Genomic DNA, 20658 nt, shown 5'->3' on the forward strand with positions numbered 1-20658 from the left:
GCCGAACAGGTGAACGCGCGCCAAAGCGGCAAAATTCGAGACAATCGCTCGCTGCCGCGTGATCGGATGCGGCAGGCAGGAACCTTGCGAATGCGGATCGAATTGGACTACGAATCCTGAAGAGATCCTCCAACGACACGGCGCTTCATGACCGCACATCAACGCAACCTTTCCGCCTCGATCGATCCGGTAAAGCTCGATCGGCTCGCCGAAGTCGCGATCAAGGTCGGCCTGCAGTTGCAGCCGGGGCAGGATCTGCTGCTGACGGCGCCGGCCGCGGCGATGCCGCTGGTGCGGCGGGTGGTGGAGCATGCCTACAAGGCCGGCGCGGGCCTGGTGACCCCGTTCTTCTCGGACGAAGAGCTGACGCTGGCACGCTACCGCTACGCCAACGATGCGAGTTTCGATCGCGCCGCGGGCTGGCTCTACGAGGGCATGGCGAAGGCGTTCGGCGCCAACACCGCGCGGCTTGCCATCGTCGGGGACAATCCGATGCTGCTGTCCGGCGAGGACCCGACCAAGGTCGCGCGCGCCAGCAAGGCCAATTCGATCGCCTACCAGCCGGCGCTGGAGAAGATCGTCAATTTCGACACCAACTGGAACATCATCGCCTATCCGAGCACGTCCTGGGCCAAGCAGGTGTTCCCCGACGATGCCGAGGACGTCGCGGTGGCGAAGCTTGCGGATGCGATCTTCTCCGCGTCGCGGGTCGATCAGGATGGCGCCGTCGCCGACTGGGAAAGGCACAACGCCAAACTGCGCGAGCGCACCGATTGGCTGAACGGCCAGCGCTTCCACGCGCTGAAATATTCCGGCCCCGGCATGGACCTCACGATCGGGCTCGCCGACGGCCATGAATGGGAAGGCGGCGCCTCGACCGCCAAGAACGGCATCGTCTGCAATGCCAACATCCCGACCGAAGAGGTCTTCACCACGCCGCACTGCCGCCGCGTCAGCGGCCATGTCGTGAGCTCCAAGCCGCTGTCCTATCAGGGCACGCTGATCGACAATATCTCGGTGAAGTTCGAGGAAGGCCGCATCGTCGAGGCCAAGGCCTCGCGCGGCGAGGAAGTCTTGAAGAAGGTGCTCGACACCGACGAGGGCGCGCGCCGTCTCGGCGAAGTCGCGCTGGTGCCGCACTCCTCGCCGATCTCGAAGAGCGGGCTGTTGTTCTTCAACACGCTGTTCGACGAGAACGCCGCCTCGCACATCGCGCTCGGCCAGTGCTACTCGAAATGCTTCGTCAACGGCGACAAGCTGACGCCGCAGCAGATCGCCGAGCAGGGCGGCAACAAGAGCCTGATCCATATCGACTGGATGATCGGCTCCGCCCACACCGACATCGACGGCATCCACGCCGATGGCCGCAGCGTCCCGGTGTTCCGCAAGGGCGAGTGGGCGTAGGGCGCGCTCGCCCATAATCCCGTCATCCTGAGGTGCGCGCTCTTGCGCGCCTCGAAGGATGCGCGGCCCGGATATTGGCCACGCGTTCGGAGAGAGCTCGGCCGTTCACCCTTCGAGGCTCGCTCCGCTCGCACCTCAGGATGACGGGGCTAGGTTCTTGTCGCTCGACTAGGCTTCAAGGTGGCTAACGAAACCGCCGCTCGCGCGCGGCGATCAGGTCGCCTCGCATCGCCAGGAAGCGGCAGGTCTCGTGCTGCGGCTTGAAGCCGAGACGGCGGTAGATCTTCAGCGCGGGAGCGTTCCGGCTTGAGACATTGAGCCAGCAGGGATGCTCGACCGACACGTCGTGCGCGGCCAGCACGCGATAGACCAGGAGCTGGCCGAGCCCGCGTCCCTGCCGCGCCGGGTCGACGGCGACCGACTCGATCCACATCGAGTTCTGCTCCGGCTCGGTCAGGCAGAAGCCCGAGACCTGTCCATCCTCCGATGCGATCCAGACCTCGGTCTCGGTCAGGACCTGCGCCATCTCTTCCGGCGAGTACAGGCGGAACGCGGCGTCGGAGGCGTAGGCGGTGTTGTGGATCCGCGCGACCTGGCCGGCGCAGGCGGTGACGTCCGAGACCTGCTCGATGGTGGCGCGGGCGGCGGCGAGCGTGCGCGCGGGCTGCAACGGCTCGACGCACTTCATCCCGATCTCCGACTCGACATGAACAAAGCCGAAGGCGGCGACGAAGGCCATGCCGGCCGGCCAGTCGCTGCTCACCAGCGTCTGCACGGTGAGATTGGGGTCGGTGTCGATTGCCAGCACGTCGTCGACCAATGCGAGCCCGATCCGGCGCCGCCGCATCTCGGGCGTCACGACGATCTTGAGGAATCGGGAATGCCCTGCGCCCTGGTCGCGCAACGAGGACTCGGCAAGGCCGACAAGCCGCCCGTTCTGCTCGGCAACACGAAAGTCGCGGCCGCCGCGGTTCTGCGGCAGCTTCAGGAACTGGTCCCATTGCGACAGCGTGACAGGGCCTAGCCGCGGTTCCACCGCAGCTGCCTTTGCGTAAAGTGCGACCACCGCTTCCGCATCAGCCTCTCGAAGCGGCCGGATGGTGATGCCGTCATCCATGAGTCGGAAGCTTACCCGATATCGAGCCGATAGACATCCTTTGCCGTCTTCAAGAACAACGCCGTCTTCTCGGCTTCGCTATATTGTGATGCAAGCCGTTTAAAGGTGTTGAAGATGACCTGATAACTGCATTGCCCCTTATCAGGTGGGAAGTTGCTCTCGAACATGCAACGGTTGGGGCCGAACGCGTCGATGCAGGTCTCCACATAAGGCCGCCAGGCGCCGGCGAGTTCCTCCGACGACGGCGGGCGGGGGCGGAGGTGGAAGTCATAGCCAAGCAGGCACATCGCCAGCCCGCCGAGCTTGACCACGACGTTGGGGCATCTGGCGATCTCCTGGATCGACGCCCTCCAGACCGGAAAGGTCTCCGCCCGCTTGCCGGCGAAGCGGCCGGTGCCGACCGGGCCGCCGCAATGGTCGAGCACGATCCTTGTGTCGGGGAAGGCGCGGGCGAGGTCGGTGAGCTCGCCGATCTGCGGATGGAACAGCCAGGCGTCGAAGCTGAGGCCGAGCGGCGCCAGACAGGCAAAACCCTTGCGGAAGGTGGAATCGAGGAGGATGCCCTTCGGCCGGCTGGCGTACATATGGGCGACGTTAGGGGCCTCGTCCCAGGCCGAGGAGTGGCGGATGCCGCGGAACCGGCCGTTGCCGGCTGATATCTCCGCCTCCAGCACCGCCTTGGCCTGGTCGCCGAGCAGAAGGTTGACGTGGCTGACGATGCCGGCGCAGATCGCCGCCTTGCCGTAGCCGCCGCTCGCCGCCATCGCCGCGACGCCGTTGGCGAACTCGACCTCGCCGACCGGGCGGAACGCCTCCGGGCCGTCGGCGCGGTACATCGACCGGCAGTCGACATAGACGGTCGCGACGATGTTGTGGCCGGAAGCGATGTCGTCGCGCATCTCCTCGATCAGGTAGCGCAGGCCGCCGCGATCCCAGAGATGGTGATGCGGATCGACGATCGGCCTGTTCGGATCGATGATCTCCTCGGTGTATTGGGCGAGCCAGTCTTCGCGCGGATTGGCATAGAGCCCGCTGGCGGAGGCGGGTAACGTGCTGGCCATCGATTTTCACTCCCGTTGGTTTTGCTTCTTCTTGAACAGAGATCTCACACCCCGTCGAGGATGATCACCGTCGGTGCCGCCGGCAGGGTGTCGCGGGAAATCCGCAAGGTGCGCTCGCCGCCGCGGCGGTCGATCTCGAACTGCTGGCCGATCAGGCGCATGAACTCGTCGAGCGGGGTGGCGAAGCGGTGCATCGGCAGCACCACCGATGCACGCAGCCGCCTGGTGATCTCGGAGATGCCGTCGAGCGACATCGTATAGGTGCCGTCGATCGGCACCATCACGATGTCGAGCCGGCCGATCGCCGCGAACTGGCTGTCGTCGAGCCTGACATGGAGGTGGCCGAGATGGCCGATGCAGAGGCCGGCGACCTCGAAGATGAAAATCGAATTGCCGTCCTTGATCATCTCGCCGCCGGGGTCCTCCCCCCAATAGCGGCGGATGTCGGTCGTGACGTTGCGGATATAGACGTCGCCGATCCGCTCCGCGTAATGCGCGGCCTGGCCGTTCTCGCCCCAGCCGTGCAGCACGTGGGCAATGCCGGGATCGGGGAACAGCGTGTAATGCGTCGCATGCGCCCGGTTCATGGTCGCGACGTCGGGCAGCCGTCCGGTCTGATAGACGCCGTTGTAGTCGGTCGCGATCCGGACGCCACCAGGCGTGTCGATGTAGTAGGTGGAATGGCCGGCATAGGTGATGGCGACCTCCTCGGTTTTGGCCGCGACGCGCCGGTAGCTCACGGGGGTAGCGCGCAGTGGCGCGTTGGCCATCGCGAGGCATTCGCTGCGCTGGGCGTCCTGCGCGAAGGCATGGCCGGTCAATGATCCCAGCAAGACCAACGCGGCGAGCAATCTCAGCATGACCTGTTCCGCCTTCGGCGACATCCGCCGAGGCGAGACTACCGCGCAATTGGCGCGCCGTCATGATGAGGCCGGCGCATCGCTCCACGGCGCTGACTGCAACACGATCCAGGCGATTCCGGCGCCGGGACGCGCTACCATGCCGCGCACACAACCGAGATCAGGGAGTTATGCGTGACCGACACTGCCTCCTCGCCGCGCGCGCCTTCGACCAAGCGGCTCGAACCGTTGCGCCATGTCCCCGCAGGCGTGCTCAACATCGCCTATTACGAGGGCGGCCCGGCGGATGGTCCGGTGGTGTTGCTGATGCACGGCTTTCCCTATGACATCCATTCCTTTGTCGACGTCGCGCCTATCCTGGCCGCGCAAGGCTGCCGGGTCGTCGTGCCCTATCTACGCGGCTACGGCCCGACGATGTTCCGAGATAAGGCGACGCCGCGTTCGGGCGAGCAGGCCGCGGTCGGCGCCGACATGATGGCGCTGATGGATGCGCTCGGCATCGAGCGCGCGGTATTCGCCGGCTATGATTGGGGCGGCCGCGCCGCATCGATCGGTGCGGCGCTGTGGCCGGAACGCTGCCTCGGACTGGTCTGCACCAATGGCTACATGATCCAGGACATTGCGCACGCGATGGTGCCGGCGCCGCCGGAGCGCGAGGTCCCGCTCTGGTATCAGTACTATTTCCAGCTCGAGCGCGGCCGCGCCGGCCTTGCCGCCAACCGGCGCGGCATCGCAAGGATCCTGTGGTCGCAATGGTCGCCGAGCTGGACGTTCGACGAGACCTGCTTCGAGCGGACCGCGATCGCGTTCGACAATCCCGATTATGTCGACGTCGTGATCCACAGCTATCGGCATCGCTATGGCGTCGTCGAAGGCGACCCGCAATACGCGGATGTGCAGCGGCGGCTCGATACATTGCCTGTGATCACCGTCCCCGCCATCTCACTCGACGGCGCCGACGACGGCGTGACGTTCGTCAGCGACGGCAGTCGCACCGCCGCAAAATACACATGCCGCCTGGCCTATCGCGCAATTCCGGGCGCCGGTCACAACGTGCCGCAGGAAGCGCCGGAGGCGTTTGCAGCGGCGGTGATGGAAGTGATGAAGGCGTAGCTCGGTTTCAGCGCTGCCGCGGGCTGATCTTCCAGGCGATCGTGAGCGTCAGCAGGGTCATGATGCCGCTGACGAGCGCGGCCGCCGGGATCGTCAGCGCCAGCGCCGCGGTTGCGGCCCAGCCGATCGAGGAAAAGGCTTCGGCGAAGGTCGCAATGCGGGAGGAAGTCTGGCGCCGGCGGAACTGGCTGCGCTTGGCCTGTGCGCGGAACCAGAGCTGGACAGCGGCGGCGGATGCGGTCGCAATCAGGATCGCGATCGCCGTGACCACGGCCTGCGCCAGCGAGGCGAACGCCAGCGCGGCCACCAGCGGCGTGAACACCACCGCGATTGCGATCAGCACCACCTCGATCTTGGCGCGGGTCACGCGTGACGGCGGCAGCGGCGCGGTCGCCACCAGATCGGGCGCGTCCTCGCCCGAAATGGTCAGCCAGGCAAGTCCGCCGGCAAGCTGGCCTGCGGCCATCACGATAACAGGCGTGATCAGCACGATCGCGGTCGATGTGCCGGAGAAGCTGCGCCAGAGCATCAGCGCGGGCGGCAGCAGATAGAGCATCTGCATCAGACTCTGCGACAGCAGCCATGGATCGCGGCGCAGCAGCACGAACTCCTTGCGCCGCAGCGCCTGTTGCCGCGAGCCGGGGCGGAACGCGCGGGCGCGCCCCCGCGTGACCGCAGCCGGATTGGCGGCGACGCTTGCGACCGTGTCGGCGAAGCGCGGCGCGAAGGCCGCCATCACGACGCCGAGCAGCACGAGGCTTGCCGCGAGCAGCAGCATCATGATGTCGAGATCGCCGAGCGATGCGCGCGCCGGCCACCACAGCAGGCTGTCAAGCGCGGGGGCGATGTGTGCCGCGGTATCCGAAGTCAAAAAGGCAAAGCGCGACAACGTGCCGTAGGACAGCACGGCCACGACCTGCAGCGCAATGACAAAACCCGCGCCGATGACCGCGGAGACGACCTGCGCCACCAGCCGGGTCCGGATCGGCCCGATCAGGCGAAACAGGAAGGCGGTGACGGCAATTGCGGTGGCGGCCGCCGACAGTCCGATCGCAAGCACGACGCCGAAGCCGGCGAGCCAGCGCGGGCCGCCGAGATACACCAGGACGTCGATGAACGGCGTCGACAGCAACAGCGCCATGCTGCTCACCGTCAGCGCGATCGCGACGATCCGGATCGAGAAGATGTTGGTGAGCTTGGCCGGCGACGACATGATCAGATCGAGATCGGCGCGGGCATAGAACACGCGCGTCACCGATTCGATCGCCTGCGACAGCATCAGCGCCCAGGCCAGGAAGACTGTCGCGGTCAGCACGATCAGCGACGACGGATCGAGCGGAAACCTCAAGTCGGCATAGCGATTGACCACGGCATAGGCCGGCAGATGCAGGATCGCGGCGAAGACCACAAGTCCGATCACGGCGCGATTGCGCCTTCGCCGGCCGCCGGTCATCATCGCCAGCCATTCGCGCCACGCCAGGCGGAATTCGTGGCGGGCGAACCAGCTGAGATGGGCGACCGAGCTCACGCGGCCGCCGCTTCGGTATCGACCAGCGCGATGAACATGTCCTCGAGCGTGGTGTCGTTGCGGCCGTTCTGCTCGCGCAGTTCATTGAGCGTGCCCTCGGCGATCAGCCTGCCGGCCGCGATCACGCCGATGCGGTCGGCCATGCGCTCGGCGACTTCGAGGATGTGGGTCGTCATGATCACGGTGCAGCCGGTGCGGACGCGCTCCTGCAACAGACCCTTGACGTGGCGCGCCGACAGCGCGTCGAGGCCGGTCAGCGGCTCGTCGAGGATGATCAGGCGGGGTTCGTGCACCAGCGCGCCGGCGAGCGCCACCTTCTGGCGCATGCCCTTGGAGAAGCCCTCGCAGCGCTCGTTGAGATGCGGCTCGAGCCCGAGCGACACCAGGAGCTCGCGCGCCGACTTTTCCGAGGTGCGGGGATCGATGCCCCACAGGCCGGCGACGAATTCGAGATATTCCAGCGGCGTCAGCTTGTCATAGATCATCGGCTCGTCGGACACCCAGGCCATGATCTGCTTGGCTGCGACCGGATCGGCCAGCGCATCGATGCCGAGGATCGACACCGAGCCGGCATCCGGACGCAGCAAACCTGCCACCATGCGCAGCGTCGTGGTCTTGCCGGCGCCGTTCGGCCCGAGCAGCGCATAGAACTCCCCAACCCGGATGGTGAGATCGAGCGCATCGACCGCCGGGCGATCAAAACGCTTGGTTAACCCTCGCAGGGCGAGTGCGGGCAGTTGCGATGTCATGATGCGGTGGCGATCCGGGATTTCGCTCGTCGGTTGCGCAAACTTGGACAAAAACCGTTTCGGTGCAGTGAATCGCACGGGGCAAATCGCAGGCGATATCCGTATTACCCCGTGCTGCGGGCAATCTTCGCAAATGTGATGATACAGCCGGATCAGCGGTTTGTTGACAGGGATCGGGCGTTTTGGCTCAATCGGGGCGGACATAGCGGCTTTCAGCGCTTCCGACACAAGGGCGTGAAGGCGGGATGCGACGAGCGATCGGATAAGAATCGCCGGGCATCGGGGAGGGAACGATGCTGGACTTTGTTCAGCAGCTCGTCAGCGGCATCGCGCTCGGCTGCGTTTACGGCCTGATCGCGCTCGGCTTCGTGCTGGTCTACAAGGCAACCGAGGTCGTCAACTTCGCGCAGGGCGATTTGATGATGCTGGGCGGCTTTTTCGCCTTCACCTTCATTGGCATGCTCGGGCTGAACTACTGGGTCGGCTTCGCCGGCGCGGTGATCTGCATGGCGTTGTTCGGCATGCTGGCCGAACGGGTCGTTGTGCGGCCGATCCTCGGCTATCCGCAATTCTCCATCATCATGGCGACGATCGGGCTCGGCTATTTCCTGCGCTCGGTGGCCGGCATGATCTGGGGGACCGACGACTTCAAGATCGAGACGCCGTTCAGCCAGGGCGTGTTGCGGATCGGCAGCCTGGTACTCGCCTATGACAAGCTGTCGGTGATCGCGGCGACCATCATCCTGTGCGCGCTGCTCTATCTGTTCTTCAACCGCACCACGCTCGGTACCGCGATGCGGGCCAGCTCCGAGAACATGCTGGCTGCCTATTACATGGGCATCCCGGTCAAGCGCGTGGTCTCGATCGTCTGGGCGATCTCGGCGGCGGTCGCGACCTGCGCCGGCGTGCTGCTGGCGCCGATCACCTTCATCCATTCCAATGTCGGGCTGGTGCTGGGGCTGAAGGCGTTTCCGGCCGCGGTGCTCGGCGGCTTCGGCTCGATCCCGGGCGCGGTGGTCGGCGGCGTGTTGATCGGTGTGATCGAGAGCATGGCCGGCTTCTATTTGCCGCAGGGATGGAAGGACGTCGCGCCCTACATCGTGCTGCTCGCGGTGTTGCTGCTCAAGCCCGAAGGCCTGTTCGGCCTTCACGTCCGCAAGAAGGTTTGAGGAGGACGCATGCGGTTTCTCTTCAAGACCGATTACGAAGACGACATCAGGCTGCTCCCGCATTCCGGCTACGTCTATTCCTACGGCCTGTTGCTCGCGGTGCTGCTGATCGCGCCCTACGTGCTCTCTAGCTATCTGATGAGCCAGCTGGTCTTCGTCTGCATCTATGCGACCGTCGGCGTCGGGCTGATGATCCTGACCGGCTTCACCGGACAGGCCTCGCTCGGCCACGCCGCGTTTCTGGCGATCGGCGCCTACACTGCGGCCTATCTGCAGCAATTCAACGTGCCGTTTCCGGTCTATTTCCTCGCCGCGGGGCTGTTGACCGGCGTGGTCGGCGCGCTGGTCGGGTTTCCGGCGCTGCGGCTGCAGGGCATCTATCTCGTGATCGCGACGATCTCGTTTGCGTTCATCGTCGAGGAAATCCTGGCGCGCTGGGAAAGCGTGACCCATGGCAATGAGGGCATGCGGGTCAAGACGATGCAGCTGTTCGGCACCACGGTGTCGCGCGACGGCCCGACGTTCTATTACCTCTGCCTCGCGGTGCTGGTGCTGACCATCGTCGGCACGCTCAACCTGTTGCGCTCGCCGACCGGGCGCGCTTTTGTCGCGATCCGCGACAGCGAGACCGCGGCGCGCAGCATGGGCATCAATGTCGCGCTCTACAAGGTGAAGTCGTTTGCGATCTCGGCTGCCATCACCGGCTTCGCCGGCGTGATGTTCGCGCACAAGCTGTCTTTCATCTCGCCCGAGATGTTCACGCTGCAGCTCTCAATCGAGTTCATCATCGTGATCCTGATCGGCGGCACATTCAGCCTGCACGGCGCGGTGCTGGGCGCGATCTTCCTGGTCATGATCGACCCGTTCCTGACCTATCTGAAGGACGACATGCCCGGCGTGATCGGCGGCGTCGCGGCGACGCTGGGTGCCGGCCCCGAGCGCGCGGGACATATCCAGGATGCGGTCGCAGCCTTCGCCTCGGCCAACGGGCTGAAGGGCGCGATCTACGGCATCATCATCGTGGTGTTCGTGCTCTTCGAACCCTTGGGACTTTACGGCCGCTGGCTCAAGATCAAGCTCTTCTTCCAGCTGTTCCCGCTGTACAAGCGCGCGACCTTCAAGCGGCAGAAGATTTATGTGAAATCGGAGCGGAATCGATGAGCTATTTCCGCGCCGAGAACCTGTCGCTGCATTTCGGTGGCCTCAAGGCGGTCGACGCCGTCAGCTTCGCGGTCGAGAAGGGCGAGATCCTGTCGATCATCGGGCCCAACGGCGCCGGCAAGAGCTCGATCTTCAATTTGATCTCGCGGATCTATCCGCCGACGTCGGGCAAGATCTTCTTCGAGGACCAGGACATCACCCAGCAGCCGGCCTACGACATCGCCAGGCTCGGCATCGCGCGCACCTTCCAGAACATCGAGCTGTTCGAGAATGCGACGGTGCTGAGCAACCTGCTGGTCGGCCGGCATCGTCATTCCACCACCCAGCTTTGGCAGGAGCTGTTGTTTCTGGGAAGCGTCCGCGCCGGCGAAAAGGCGCATCGCCGACAGGTCGAGCAGGTGATCGAATTCCTCGATCTCGAGCCTTACCGCGACAAGCTGATCTCGGGGCTGCCCTACGGCGTGCGCAAGGTGATCGAGCTGGCGCGCGCGCTGTGCTCGGAGCCGAAGCTGATCCTGCTCGACGAGCCGTCGCCCGGCCTCAATGTCGAGGAGACCGACGACATGTCGTTCTGGATCCGCGACATGAAGAGCGAGCTCGGGATCACCGTGCTGATGGTCGAGCACGACATGACGCTGGTCAACCGCGTCTCCGACCGCGTGATCGCGCTGAACTACGGCCGCGTGCTGGCAATGGGCTCGCCCTCGGAAGTCCAGCACCATCCCGACGTCGTCGCCGCGTATTTGGGCGCATGAGGATGATGCCATGAGCACGCCGGACATCATCCTGAAGCTCTCCAACGTCGAAAGCTATTACGGGCCGATCATGGCGATCCGCGGCATCAGCCTCGAGGTGCCGCGCGGCCGGATCGTGACGCTGCTCGGCGCCAACGGCGCCGGCAAGACCACGGTGCTGAAGACGATCTCCGGCATCCTCGACCCGCAAAAGGGCTCGATCGAATTTTTGGGCAAGCCGATCCAGCGCATGGAGGCCGACCGGATCGTGCGGCTCGGCCTCAGCCATGTGCCGGAGGGGCGCGAGGTGTTTCCGTTCCTGTCGGTGCGCGAGAACCTGATGATGGGGGCCTATCTGCGCAAGGACCGCGACGGTGTGGCGCAGGACCTCGAGCGCGTCTACGGCTATTTTCCACGGCTGAGGGAGCGGCTCGGCCAGCCGGCCGGCCAGCTTTCGGGCGGCGAGCAGCAGATGCTTGCGATCGGGCGCGCGTTGATGAACCGGCCGACGCTGCTGCTGCTGGACGAGCCGTCGCTTGGGCTGTCGCCGATCCTGGTGAAGGAGATCTTCACCATCATCCGCAGGGTCAACGAGGAGCAGGGCATGTCGATCCTGCTGGTCGAGCAGAATGCCAAGATCGCGCTGGAGACCGCGCATTACGGCTATGTGCTGGAGATCGGCCGGGTCGTGATGAACGACACCTGCGAGCGGCTGATGAATTCACCCGATATCCAGGAGTTCTATCTCGGCGCCAAGGAAGCCGGCGCGCGGGGCGAGCGGCGCTGGAAAAAGAAGAAGACGTGGCGTTAGGAGGACTTGGCGTTGATGAGCGTCGACGAAAGTCGGCGCTGCGTTGAGCGAGGGTTGGAGCTAGATTTCAGGCCTGTTTCGCCAACAAGACCGGCACAACAACCCGGCGCGCGAGACAGGCGGCAGAGGAGGGAGCGCGCATGGCAGGACCAGCGGTGCTGACGGTTGCCGACACGATCGCGCGGAGCTTTCTGCTCGCGGTGCAAACGCGTGGCGACAGGCCCGCGATCCGCGAGAAGAAGTTCGGCGTCTGGCAGCCGACCAGCTGGCGCGAATGGCTGCAAACCTCCAGGGACATCGCCTTCGGCCTGCACGCGATCGGCTTCCGCCCCGGCGACGTCGCCTCGATCATCGCCAACGCGGTGCCGGAATGGGTGTATGCCGACATGGGCATCCTGTGCGCCGGCGGCGTCTCATCCGGCATCTATCCGACCGATTCGGCGGCGCAGGTCGAATACCTCGTCAATGACTCACGCACGCGCGTCATCTTCGTCGAGGACGAGGAGCAGCTCGACAAGGTGCTGGCCTGCCGGTCGCGCTGTCCGACCCTGGAGAAGGTCATCGTGTTCGACATGGAGGGGCTTTCCGGCTTCTCCGATCCGATGGTGCTGTCGCTCGCCGAATTCACCGCACTCGGCCGCAACCATGCGCAGGGCAATGACGCGCTGTGGGACGAGATGACCGGCAGCCGCACCGCGTCCGATCTCGCGATCCTGGTCTACACCTCGGGGACGACGGGCCCGCCCAAGGGCGCGATGCATTCCAACCGCAGCGTGACGCACCAGATGCGCCACGCCAACGATCTCTATCCCTCGACCGACAGCGAGGAGCGGCTGGTATTCCTGCCGCTTTGCCACGTCGCCGAGCGGGTCGGCGGCTATTACATCTCGCTCGCGCTCGGCTCGGTGATGAATTTCGCCGAGAGCCCGGAAACGGTGCCGGACAATCTGCGCGAGGTGCAGCCGACCGCGTTCCTCGCGGTGCCGCGGATCTGGGAGAAGTTCTATTCCGGCATCACCATCGCGCTGAAGGACGCGACCCCGTTCCAGAACTGGATGTATGCCCGGGCGCTTTCGATCGGCAACCGGATGACCGAGTATCGATTGGAAGGCGAGCCGCCGCCGCTGTCGCTGCGGCTTGCCAACCGCGCCGCCTACTGGCTGGTGTTCCGCAACATCCGCCGCATGCTCGGGCTCGACCGCTGCCGGATCGCGCTGACCGGCGCGGCGCCGATCTCGCCGGATCTGATCCGCTGGTACCTCGCGCTCGGCATCGACATGCGCGAGGTCTACGGCCAGACCGAGAATTGCGGAGTCGCGACCATGATGCCGGCGGACCGCATCAAGCTCGGCTCGGTCGGCAAGGCCGCGCCCTGGGGCGAGGTGATGATCTGCCCGAAGGGCGAGATCCTGATCAAGGGCGACTTCCTGTTCATGGGCTATCTCAACCAGCCGGAGAAGACCGCCGAGACCATCGACGCCAAGGGCTGGCTGCACACCGGCGATGTCGGCGCGATCGACAATGAAGGCTATGTCAGGATCACCGACCGGATGAAGGACATCATCATCACCTCCGGCGGCAAGAACGTCACGCCGTCCGAGATCGAAAACCAGCTGAAGTTCTCGCCCTATGTCTCGGATGCAGTCGTGATCGGCGACAAGCGGCCGTATCTCACCTGCCTGATCATGATCGACCAGGAGAATGTCGAGAAATACGCCCAGGACCAGGACATCCCGTTCACCAATTACGCGAGCCTATGCCGCGCTCGCGAGATTCAGGATCTGATCCACCGCGAGGTCGAGGCGGTCAATGCGAAATTCGCGCGGGTCGAGACCATCAAGAAATTCTATCTGATCGAGCGCCAGCTGACGCCCGAGGACGAGGAGCTGACGCCGACCATGAAGCTGAAGCGCAGCTTCGTGAACAAGCGCTACGCGGCCGAGATCGACGCCATGTATGGCGCGCGGGCGGTGGCATAGCCGAAGCAGGAAAAGGCGAAGGAGCGAGCCGGCCCTACCCTTCGCTCACCATGGGCCCTTGTTGAGGAGGAGACTGCAATGTCGAAATCGCTGAAGGCGCTGGGCCTTGCGGTGAGCGCGCTGGCGCTGACCTGTCTGCCGGCCGCAGCCCAGACCAAGGTCACCAATGAAGGCATCTCGCCGACCGAGATCGTGATCGGAACGCATCAGGATCTGTCCGGCCCGATCAAGGTCTGGGGCGTGCCGGTCTCGAACGGCATGAAGATGGCGGTTGAGGAGATCAACGCCGGCGGCGGCATCAACGGCCGCAAGATCAAGATGATCCTGGAGGACAACGGCTACGACCCGAAGAAGGCCGTGCTGGCCTCGCAGAAGATGGTCGAGCGCGACAAGGTGTTCGCGATGATCGGCCCGATGGGCTCGCCGACCGTGCTCGCCGCACAAGACATCCTGTTCGACGCCGGCGTGCTGCAGCTGTTTCCGCTGACCGCCGCCGAATTCACCTTCAAATTCGATCCCGCCAAGCCGCAGGAGCGGTTGAAGTTCAACAACCTGCTGCCCTATGTCGAGAGCACGCGCGCCGCGCTCAAATACATGATGGAGTGGAAGAACTTCAAGAAGCCCTGCATCATGCATCAGGACGACGAGTACGGCAAAAACGTGCTCGACGGCTTCACCCAGCAGCTCGCTGCGATGAAGGTGCAGCCGGCTTCGGTCACGAGCTACAAGCGCGGCGCTTCCGACTTCTCGGCGCAGGTCGCCAAGATGAAGTCCGACGGCTGCGACCTCGTCGTGCTCGGCACCGTGATCCGCGAGACCATCGGTGCGATGAATGAGGCGAAGAAGCTCGGCTGGGACGTCACTTTCCTCGGCGCCACGCCGACCAACGTGCTCGAAGTGCCGGCGCTCGGCAAGGACGCCGTCGAAGGGCTCTATGCGGCGTCAGGCTTCGAGATTCCCTATGAGGACACCTCCAAGGGCAAGGTGAAGGACTGGCTGGTCAACTACAAGAAGATGTTCAACTCCGACGCCAATACGCAGGCGATCATCGGCTACAATGCGGTGATGACCTTCGCCTTCTATGCGCAGAAGGCGGGCAAGGATCTCACCGGCCAGAAGATGCTGGACGCGCTGGAGTCAGGCGACAAGTTCCTCGACATTTTCAGCTCGCCGCCGACCAAATTCTCCAAGACCGATCATCTGGCCAACACCATCACCCAGGTGCAGCAGGTCAAGGGCGGCCGCTGGGTGCTGGTGAAGGACAATTTGATGTTCTGAGCAGAACAGAACTCCGTCATTGCGAGCGCAAGCGAAGCAATCCATATCCCCGCGAGCGGAAACATGGATTGCTTCGTCGCTTCGCTCCTCGCAATGACGGTCCATGGTGGCGGTGACTCGTGCTCGGAGAGCGAACCGAATGCCGGTCAATTCACCGCCCCGCCGGCCGCCATGCGGCCTCGCTGACGAGCGGCGCATCGACGTAGCGGCTGACGCCGTTCTGGTCGATTACGAAGGTCGGCCGGAAGCTCCTGAGGTCGCTGTCCTCGATCATCGCCATGCGGCGGTTGTCGAGCGTCAGCCAGTGGCCGTCGAGCCGTGCCGCGACCACGGCATGGTCCTCGCCGCCGAGCAGGTCGTGCATGACGACGATGCGCAGATCCTCGGGCGCGACGCCGGCCTTGGCGAGCGCCACGAATTTCGCGATCGCATAGTCCTCGCAATCGCCGCTGCCGCGGGCGAAGGTGGCAAGCGGGGTCACCCAGACGTCGGGCTCGCCATAGGTCGCCAGATCATTGCCTGGGCGGATCGCCAGGTTGATGGCGCGGTTGATCTCACCGAGCCGGGCACGGCCATGATGCGCCCGTCCGGCGTCGACGATCGCCAGGAACCGCCGCGCCTCCGGCGATGCGCAACCGGCGCGGTCGCTCTCGCAGGCGGCCAGCTGCACCAATTCGTCGGCGAGCTGGCGCTGTACGCCGAGCCATTTGTCGTGCAGGCCGCCGTCGGCAAGCAGGCTGGTCGACAGGCCGAACGGCTCGGCCGACTTCCTGAGCAGCGATGCCGGGCCGGGCGACAGCAGCGAGGCGGCATTGAGCTCGGCCATTGGCGCAGCCAGGGCCAGGCCAATGCCCAACATCACGGCGCGCGGTGCGAACGAGCGAAGCGACAGTCCCATGTGACACCCCCTGTCCGCTCATCGGCGGGTGGACACTACACCGCACACGCGACCGGATCGTTTCATGCGCGAGCATGGCCAACGATCCCTTCGAATCGACTTAAGATGTGGGGAATCCCGCCAGCAGGCTGAAGGGCGCCTGCCCGGGGTCCCGAAAACTTTACCGGTTTGTGAAACGAACCGGCGAACCTTTTTCCACTGCGAAACGCCTCATCCTTGCCTTCTGGTTAACCCGGCCAGTCCGCGCGCAGGATAGCTGCGATTTGTAAGCCAAGTCACAGCTTTAGCCGGAAAAATCGGGTCAAATGCCCGCTCGGGGCTGTGGGGAAATAAAGGCAAGTAGAGAAATGCCAATCAATACCACGAATACGTGGCTCAGTACGCATCTTGGCTCGAATCCTATCTCATGGTACCGTCAGTCAAGTTCTGACTACACGACTCTTCTGAGAGTGAGCCAAGTCACACCCGCTGAAACGGCGCGACCAGCACACCTTGCGAAAGCAAAGGATGGTTTCGCCAAGCTTTATCCGATGATATGCAGGCGTAATCATTCGGATACTTTACCAATATTAACCCTCATGCGGTGATCCGCAGTGAACTTTGTTGGGAAATTCGACGGCCATTCGCCGAGCGCGGACCCTTATGTCCGCGGATCGGCATACGTCGAAAGCGTTACCTCGCATGCTCCGCCTGGCGCGATCACGGTCGACGACGGGCAATTGCTGTTCACCGGCGACTTCAAGCGGACCGGGCTCGATCTCGTCATCTCGAAGGACGATCGGGAACTCGTCCTGCACGACTACTTCAAGGGCGAGAAACGCGCGGCCCTGGCGTCGCCTGAAGGCGCGCATCTCACCGGCGACCTCGTCAACGCGCTCACCGGCTACACCCAATATGCCCAGGCCGGCGGCGCAGCGGAGCCCGCCAAGGTCATCGGCCATGTCACCAAGCTGACGGGCAGCGCCACCGCCGTTCGCAACGGCGTCGCCATCGTCCTGAACCAGGGCGACAACGTCAACAAGGGCGACGTGGTGCAGTCGGGCAGCGACTCGACGCTCGGCATCACCTTCATCGACGGCACCGTGTTCGGTCTCGGGCCGAACGCCAAGATGGTGCTGAACGAAATGATCTACGACCCGAACGGGTCGAGCAATTCGTCGCTGATGAGCCTCGTCTCGGGCACCATCTCGTTCGTGGCCGGCGCGACCGCCAAGCATGGCGACATGAAGGTCGATACGCCGGTCGCGACCATGGGCATTCGCGGCACCGCCGTGCTGGTCGAGATCGATTTCGACGTGCAGGGCTCGGGTGGCGTGCCGCCCGCCAAGTTCCAGGTGCTGGTCGAGCCTGACGGCACCACCGGCTCCTACATCCTGTTCGATAAGACGACGCTCAATCCGATCGCGACCGTCGATCAGGCCGGCACCCAGACCATCGTCAACGGCCAGGGCAGCGTCAGCTTCGTCTCGTCGGCGCAACTGTCGGCCGATGCGCAGAAGCTGATCTCGGACGTCTTCGCGCTGAAGTTTACCGACAACAACAATCCCAACACCAAGCTCACGACGAACTTCACCGACAGCGTCGTCCCGGTCACGACCAGCCTCAAATTCGCGACCGGCGACGTGATCCTGCCGACAAGCTTCCTGCTGGCCTTGACCGGCAATGCCGGGCCACAGGCCCCGTCAGCCAAGACTGACCACGCCCCCGGTGCGCCGCACGTCGTGACGCAGAACGGGACGTTCACTGAACTGGCCGGGCAGACCCATAGCGAGCAGTTCGATACGGCGACCGGCCAGATCACATGGGTCGACGTCAATCTCGGCGACAGGCCGACGGCCGCGGTCAATTTCAGCGCGTTCAGCTATCGCGACGCCGGTGGCAACGATGTCACCTCGTCGCTGACGGCGGCGCAACTGGCGGCGATCCAGGCGGTCGAGATCCCGTTGCAGCTCGATCCCAATCCGCTGAACACCAATTTCGGCTCGGCGACCTGGACCTACAGCGTTGCCGACGGTGCCTTCGACTTCCTGGCCGCCGGCGAGACCCTGACGCTGACCTATCTGGTGCGCGTCGACAACAACTACGCGCCGAGCAACGAGACCGCGTTCACGACCATCACCATCACGATCACCGGCACCAACGACACGCCGGTGGTGACGTCCGCGGCGCAGGCAGGCGTGATCACCGAGCTGCCATGGACGACGAACTCCGCCACGCCTGATACCGCGCACGGCACGCTGACCTTCACCGATGCTGATCTGACCGACGCGCACACGGTCACCATCACCGGCGTCACCGAGGCCGGCGTCACCACGGGCCTTGCCAGCCACGCCACCGTGCTGAGCTGGCTGTCGCTGGGCGCGCTCACCGATTCGACCGATGGCGTCACGGGATCGCGCGCCTGGACGTTCTCTGCGGGCGACAGGAGTTTCGACTATCTCGCCGCGGGCGAGACGCTGACGCTGACCTATACGGTCGAGATCGACGATCATCATGGCGGGGTCGTCACGCTTCCGGTCACCATCACCATCGTCGGCACCGATGACAGGCCGGTGATCACGTCGCCGACCCAGGTGGCGGCCATCACCGAGGCCGAAGGGGTGACCGGTTCGCTGATGCCGGATACCGCGTCCGGCACCGTGACCTTCACCGATGTCGACCTCAGCGACACCCACAGCGTCACCGTGGCCGGTGTCACCGAAACCGGCGTCACCACGGGGCTGCCCGATCAGGCCACGATCCTGAGCTGGCTGTCACTCGGCGCGCTGACGGATTCGACCGGCGGCGTCACCGGATCCAGCCACTGGACCTTCTCGGCCGCCGACGCGAATTTCGATTATCTCGCGGCTGGCGAGAAGCTGACACTGACCTACCTGATCCAGGTCGACGATCATCATGGCGGCATCGTCACCCAGCCCGTCACGATCACCATCACCGGCACCAACGACGTCCCGACCTTCACGTCGGAGCCGCCGACCGCGACGGTCGACGAGCAACCCGACACGACCGGTTCATCGACGCCGGACATGGCGGCCGGCGTGGTGGGGTTTGCTGATGTCGATCTCAGCGACACCCACACCGTATCCATCACCGGCGTGAGCGAATCCGGAACCACCACGGGCCTGCCCGAGGACGAGTCGACGGTCCTGAACTGGCTCTCGCTGGGGACGCTGACCGATTCGACCGGCCATGTGACGGGATCGCAGGCCTGGACCTTCTCGGCCGCGGACAAGAGTTTCGATTATCTCGCCGCGGGCGAGACGCTGACGCTGACCTACATGATCCAGGTCGACGACCACCATGGCGGCGTGATCAGCGAACCGGTGACGATCACGGTTGTCGGCAGCAACGACACGCCGGTCGTCACCTCCGAGGCACAGGTAGCCACCATTCCCGAGCAGCCCGACACGACAGGGTCATCCAAGCTGGATACCGCGTCGGGCGCGGTGACGTTCACTGATGCGGATCTCAGCGACACCCACACGATGAGCATCACCGCTGTGGCCGAAACCGGCGCGACCGGGGGCCTGCCCGAGGACCCGTCCACCATCCTGAACTGGCTGTCGCTGGGCACGTTGACGGACGCGACCGGCGGGGTGACCGGATCGTCCAGCTGGACGTTCTCGGCCGCCGACCAGAACTTCGATTACCTTGCCGTCGGCGAGACGCTGACGCTGACCTACACGATCCAGATCGACGATCATCATGGCGGCGTCGTCACCACGCCGGTGACGATCACGATCACTGGCGCCAACGACGCGCCGACGCTCGCCGACGTCAATGCCGGCACGCTGACCGATACCGCGGCCTACGACACGTTCAGCCCGCTGACCGGCACGCTCCATGGCCACGACGTCGACGATGGTGAGACCGCGACGCTGACCTATGCCGCCCTCAATTCGGACCATGTCGCGGTCAATTCGGCGATCAGCGGCCTCTACGGTTCGCTCACGGTCAATGCGGATGGCAGCTACAGCTATGTCCCCAATGACGCCGCGATCAACGCGTTGGCCAAGGGCACCTATGCCGACACGTTCACTGTCGAGACCATCGATGCGCATGGCGCGACCGGGACGGCGACGCTGACGGTCGATGTCGTCGGCGCCAACGATGCGCCGGTGATCCATGCCGACAACATCAGCATCACGGACAATTCCAACGGCACCGAAACGATCTCCGGCCTGACCGTCACGGACGTCGATGCCGGCGCCAACGAGAACTTCACCCTGGCGGCCGCGACCAACCCCGGTTCGGGCAGCAGCGTGACGCCGCCGTCGCAAACCGGCCATCTCTCGGATATCAACACCGCGCTCGGGTCGCCGGGTCTTGTCTACAACCCCGGCCAGACGCCGCCAGCGACCGACAAGATCGCGCTCTCCGTGACCGACGGCAGCGGCGCGAGCGATACGGTCAATCTGATTTTCAACGTCCAGCAAGATTCGTCCCAGCCGGTGACGCTGACCGGCACCAGCGACAAGGACGTGTTCTTCGGATCGGGCTATCAGGACAAGTTCGTGTTTGCGTCGAACTTCAATCACGACACGATCCTGAACTTCACGCCGGGCCAGGACCAGATCGACCTGTCCACAATCGTCTCGACGAGCACCTTCGGCAGCTGGTTCGATCAGCATGTGACGACATCCCCGACGAATTCGGCGGATACGCTGATCACGATTGACGGTGCGGACACCATCACGTTGCACAACATCGCGAAGGCGAGCCTGTCCCAGAACGACTTCATCATTAGTTATACGTGACAAGCGCCAGCCTCCCGAAAAGCCAGCCAATTCCCGCAT

15 protein-coding genes are annotated in these 20658 nt (G+C 64.5%); 9 read left to right on the top strand and 6 right to left on the bottom strand.

The window, feature by feature from the left end:
* Positions 1-147: 147 nt before the first annotated feature.
* Positions 148-1404, top strand: a complete 1257-nt coding sequence (locus ACVINW_RS14025) for an aminopeptidase (RefSeq protein ID WP_456751839.1) — start codon at positions 148-150, stop codon at positions 1402-1404.
* Between the two features lie 184 nt (positions 1405-1588).
* Here ACVINW_RS14025 and ACVINW_RS14030 read toward each other — a convergent pair whose 3' ends face one another.
* Genes ACVINW_RS14030 through ACVINW_RS14040 form a run of 3 tightly spaced genes read right to left on the bottom strand, consistent with a single transcriptional unit; the run spans position 1589 to position 4442 of the window.
* A complete protein-coding gene (locus tag ACVINW_RS14030) occupies positions 1589-2521 on the bottom strand; it encodes a GNAT family N-acetyltransferase (RefSeq protein ID WP_456751840.1) in 933 nt (310 codons plus the stop codon).
* Positions 2522-2532: 11 nt separating this feature from the next.
* Complete coding sequence (locus tag ACVINW_RS14035) at positions 2533-3582, bottom strand: amidohydrolase family protein (protein ID WP_456751841.1); 1050 nt, start codon at positions 3580-3582, stop codon at positions 2533-2535.
* Positions 3583-3626: 44 nt separating this feature from the next.
* Complete coding sequence (locus ACVINW_RS14040) at positions 3627-4442, bottom strand: MBL fold metallo-hydrolase (RefSeq protein WP_456751842.1); 816 nt, start codon at positions 4440-4442, stop codon at positions 3627-3629.
* A gap of 174 nt (positions 4443-4616) precedes the next feature.
* Here ACVINW_RS14040 and ACVINW_RS14045 point away from each other — a divergent pair, with 174 nt between their 5' ends.
* The gene (locus tag ACVINW_RS14045) at positions 4617-5555 is read left to right on the top strand and encodes an alpha/beta fold hydrolase (RefSeq protein ID WP_456751843.1); all 939 of its coding nucleotides are present in this window, start codon (positions 4617-4619) and stop codon (positions 5553-5555) included.
* Between the two features lie 7 nt (positions 5556-5562).
* Here the strand turns inward: ACVINW_RS14045 and ACVINW_RS14050 are convergent, their stop codons facing one another.
* Positions 5563-7083 (bottom strand): permease, encoded by a 1521-nt coding sequence (locus ACVINW_RS14050; protein ID WP_456751844.1) that lies wholly within the window; start codon positions 7081-7083, stop codon positions 5563-5565.
* Entirely contained in the window at positions 7080-7832 is a 753-nt protein-coding gene (locus tag ACVINW_RS14055) for an ABC transporter ATP-binding protein (protein WP_456751845.1), read from the bottom strand. The genes ACVINW_RS14050 and ACVINW_RS14055 overlap by 4 nt, the downstream gene beginning before the upstream one ends.
* A 293-nt stretch (positions 7833-8125) precedes the next feature.
* On the opposite strand from ACVINW_RS14055, the gene ACVINW_RS14060 reads away from it, so the two are divergent.
* The 6 genes from ACVINW_RS14060 to ACVINW_RS14085 all read left to right on the top strand — a co-directional run bounded on the left by ACVINW_RS14060 (position 8126) and on the right by ACVINW_RS14085 (position 14964).
* The gene (locus tag ACVINW_RS14060) at positions 8126-9001 is read left to right on the top strand and encodes a branched-chain amino acid ABC transporter permease (protein ID WP_050423026.1); all 876 of its coding nucleotides are present in this window, start codon (positions 8126-8128) and stop codon (positions 8999-9001) included.
* Between the two features lie 9 nt (positions 9002-9010).
* Positions 9011-10162, top strand: coding sequence for a branched-chain amino acid ABC transporter permease (locus ACVINW_RS14065; protein ID WP_456751846.1), 1152 nt, complete (start codon positions 9011-9013; stop codon positions 10160-10162).
* Positions 10159-10917, top strand: a complete 759-nt coding sequence (locus ACVINW_RS14070) for an ABC transporter ATP-binding protein (protein ID WP_456751847.1) — start codon at positions 10159-10161, stop codon at positions 10915-10917. The genes ACVINW_RS14065 and ACVINW_RS14070 overlap by 4 nt, the downstream gene beginning before the upstream one ends.
* A 10-nt stretch (positions 10918-10927) precedes the next feature.
* Entirely contained in the window at positions 10928-11707 is a 780-nt protein-coding gene (locus tag ACVINW_RS14075; RefSeq protein ID WP_456751848.1) for an ABC transporter ATP-binding protein, read from the top strand.
* A gap of 140 nt (positions 11708-11847) precedes the next feature.
* The gene (locus ACVINW_RS14080; RefSeq protein ID WP_456751849.1) at positions 11848-13686 is read left to right on the top strand and encodes an AMP-dependent synthetase/ligase; all 1839 of its coding nucleotides are present in this window, start codon (positions 11848-11850) and stop codon (positions 13684-13686) included.
* Positions 13687-13764: 78 nt separating this feature from the next.
* Positions 13765-14964: an ABC transporter substrate-binding protein gene (locus ACVINW_RS14085; RefSeq protein WP_456751850.1), complete on the top strand. Its 1200-nt coding sequence runs from the start codon at positions 13765-13767 to the stop codon at positions 14962-14964.
* Between the two features lie 151 nt (positions 14965-15115).
* Here the strand turns inward: ACVINW_RS14085 and ACVINW_RS14090 are convergent, their stop codons facing one another.
* Positions 15116-15862, bottom strand: coding sequence for a transglutaminase-like cysteine peptidase (locus ACVINW_RS14090; protein ID WP_456751851.1), 747 nt, complete (start codon positions 15860-15862; stop codon positions 15116-15118).
* A 593-nt stretch (positions 15863-16455) separates the two neighbouring features.
* Here ACVINW_RS14090 and ACVINW_RS14095 point away from each other — a divergent pair.
* Entirely contained in the window at positions 16456-20619 is a 4164-nt protein-coding gene (locus ACVINW_RS14095; protein WP_456751852.1) for a VCBS domain-containing protein, read from the top strand.
* The last annotated feature ends 39 nt before the right edge of the window (positions 20620-20658 follow it).

Source organism: Bradyrhizobium sp. USDA 4461 (assembly GCF_054055655.1).

Coding starts and splice junctions, on each gene's coding strand:
- ACVINW_RS14070 (WP_456751847.1), top strand. CDS start 10,159: ATGAGCTATTTCCGCGCCGAGAACCTGTCGCTGCATTTCGGTGGCCTC.
- ACVINW_RS14065 (WP_456751846.1), top strand. CDS start 9,011: ATGCGGTTTCTCTTCAAGACCGATTACGAAGACGACATCAGGCTGCTC.
- ACVINW_RS14075 (WP_456751848.1), top strand. CDS start 10,928: ATGAGCACGCCGGACATCATCCTGAAGCTCTCCAACGTCGAAAGCTAT.
- ACVINW_RS14085 (WP_456751850.1), top strand. CDS start 13,765: ATGTCGAAATCGCTGAAGGCGCTGGGCCTTGCGGTGAGCGCGCTGGCG.
- ACVINW_RS14025 (WP_456751839.1), top strand. CDS start 148: ATGACCGCACATCAACGCAACCTTTCCGCCTCGATCGATCCGGTAAAG.
- ACVINW_RS14040 (WP_456751842.1), bottom strand. CDS start 4,442: ATGCTGAGATTGCTCGCCGCGTTGGTCTTGCTGGGATCATTGACCGGC.
- ACVINW_RS14060 (WP_050423026.1), top strand. CDS start 8,126: ATGCTGGACTTTGTTCAGCAGCTCGTCAGCGGCATCGCGCTCGGCTGC.
- ACVINW_RS14090 (WP_456751851.1), bottom strand. CDS start 15,862: ATGGGACTGTCGCTTCGCTCGTTCGCACCGCGCGCCGTGATGTTGGGC.
- ACVINW_RS14030 (WP_456751840.1), bottom strand. CDS start 2,521: ATGGATGACGGCATCACCATCCGGCCGCTTCGAGAGGCTGATGCGGAA.
- ACVINW_RS14055 (WP_456751845.1), bottom strand. CDS start 7,832: ATGACATCGCAACTGCCCGCACTCGCCCTGCGAGGGTTAACCAAGCGT.
- ACVINW_RS14035 (WP_456751841.1), bottom strand. CDS start 3,582: ATGGCCAGCACGTTACCCGCCTCCGCCAGCGGGCTCTATGCCAATCCG.
- ACVINW_RS14080 (WP_456751849.1), top strand. CDS start 11,848: ATGGCAGGACCAGCGGTGCTGACGGTTGCCGACACGATCGCGCGGAGC.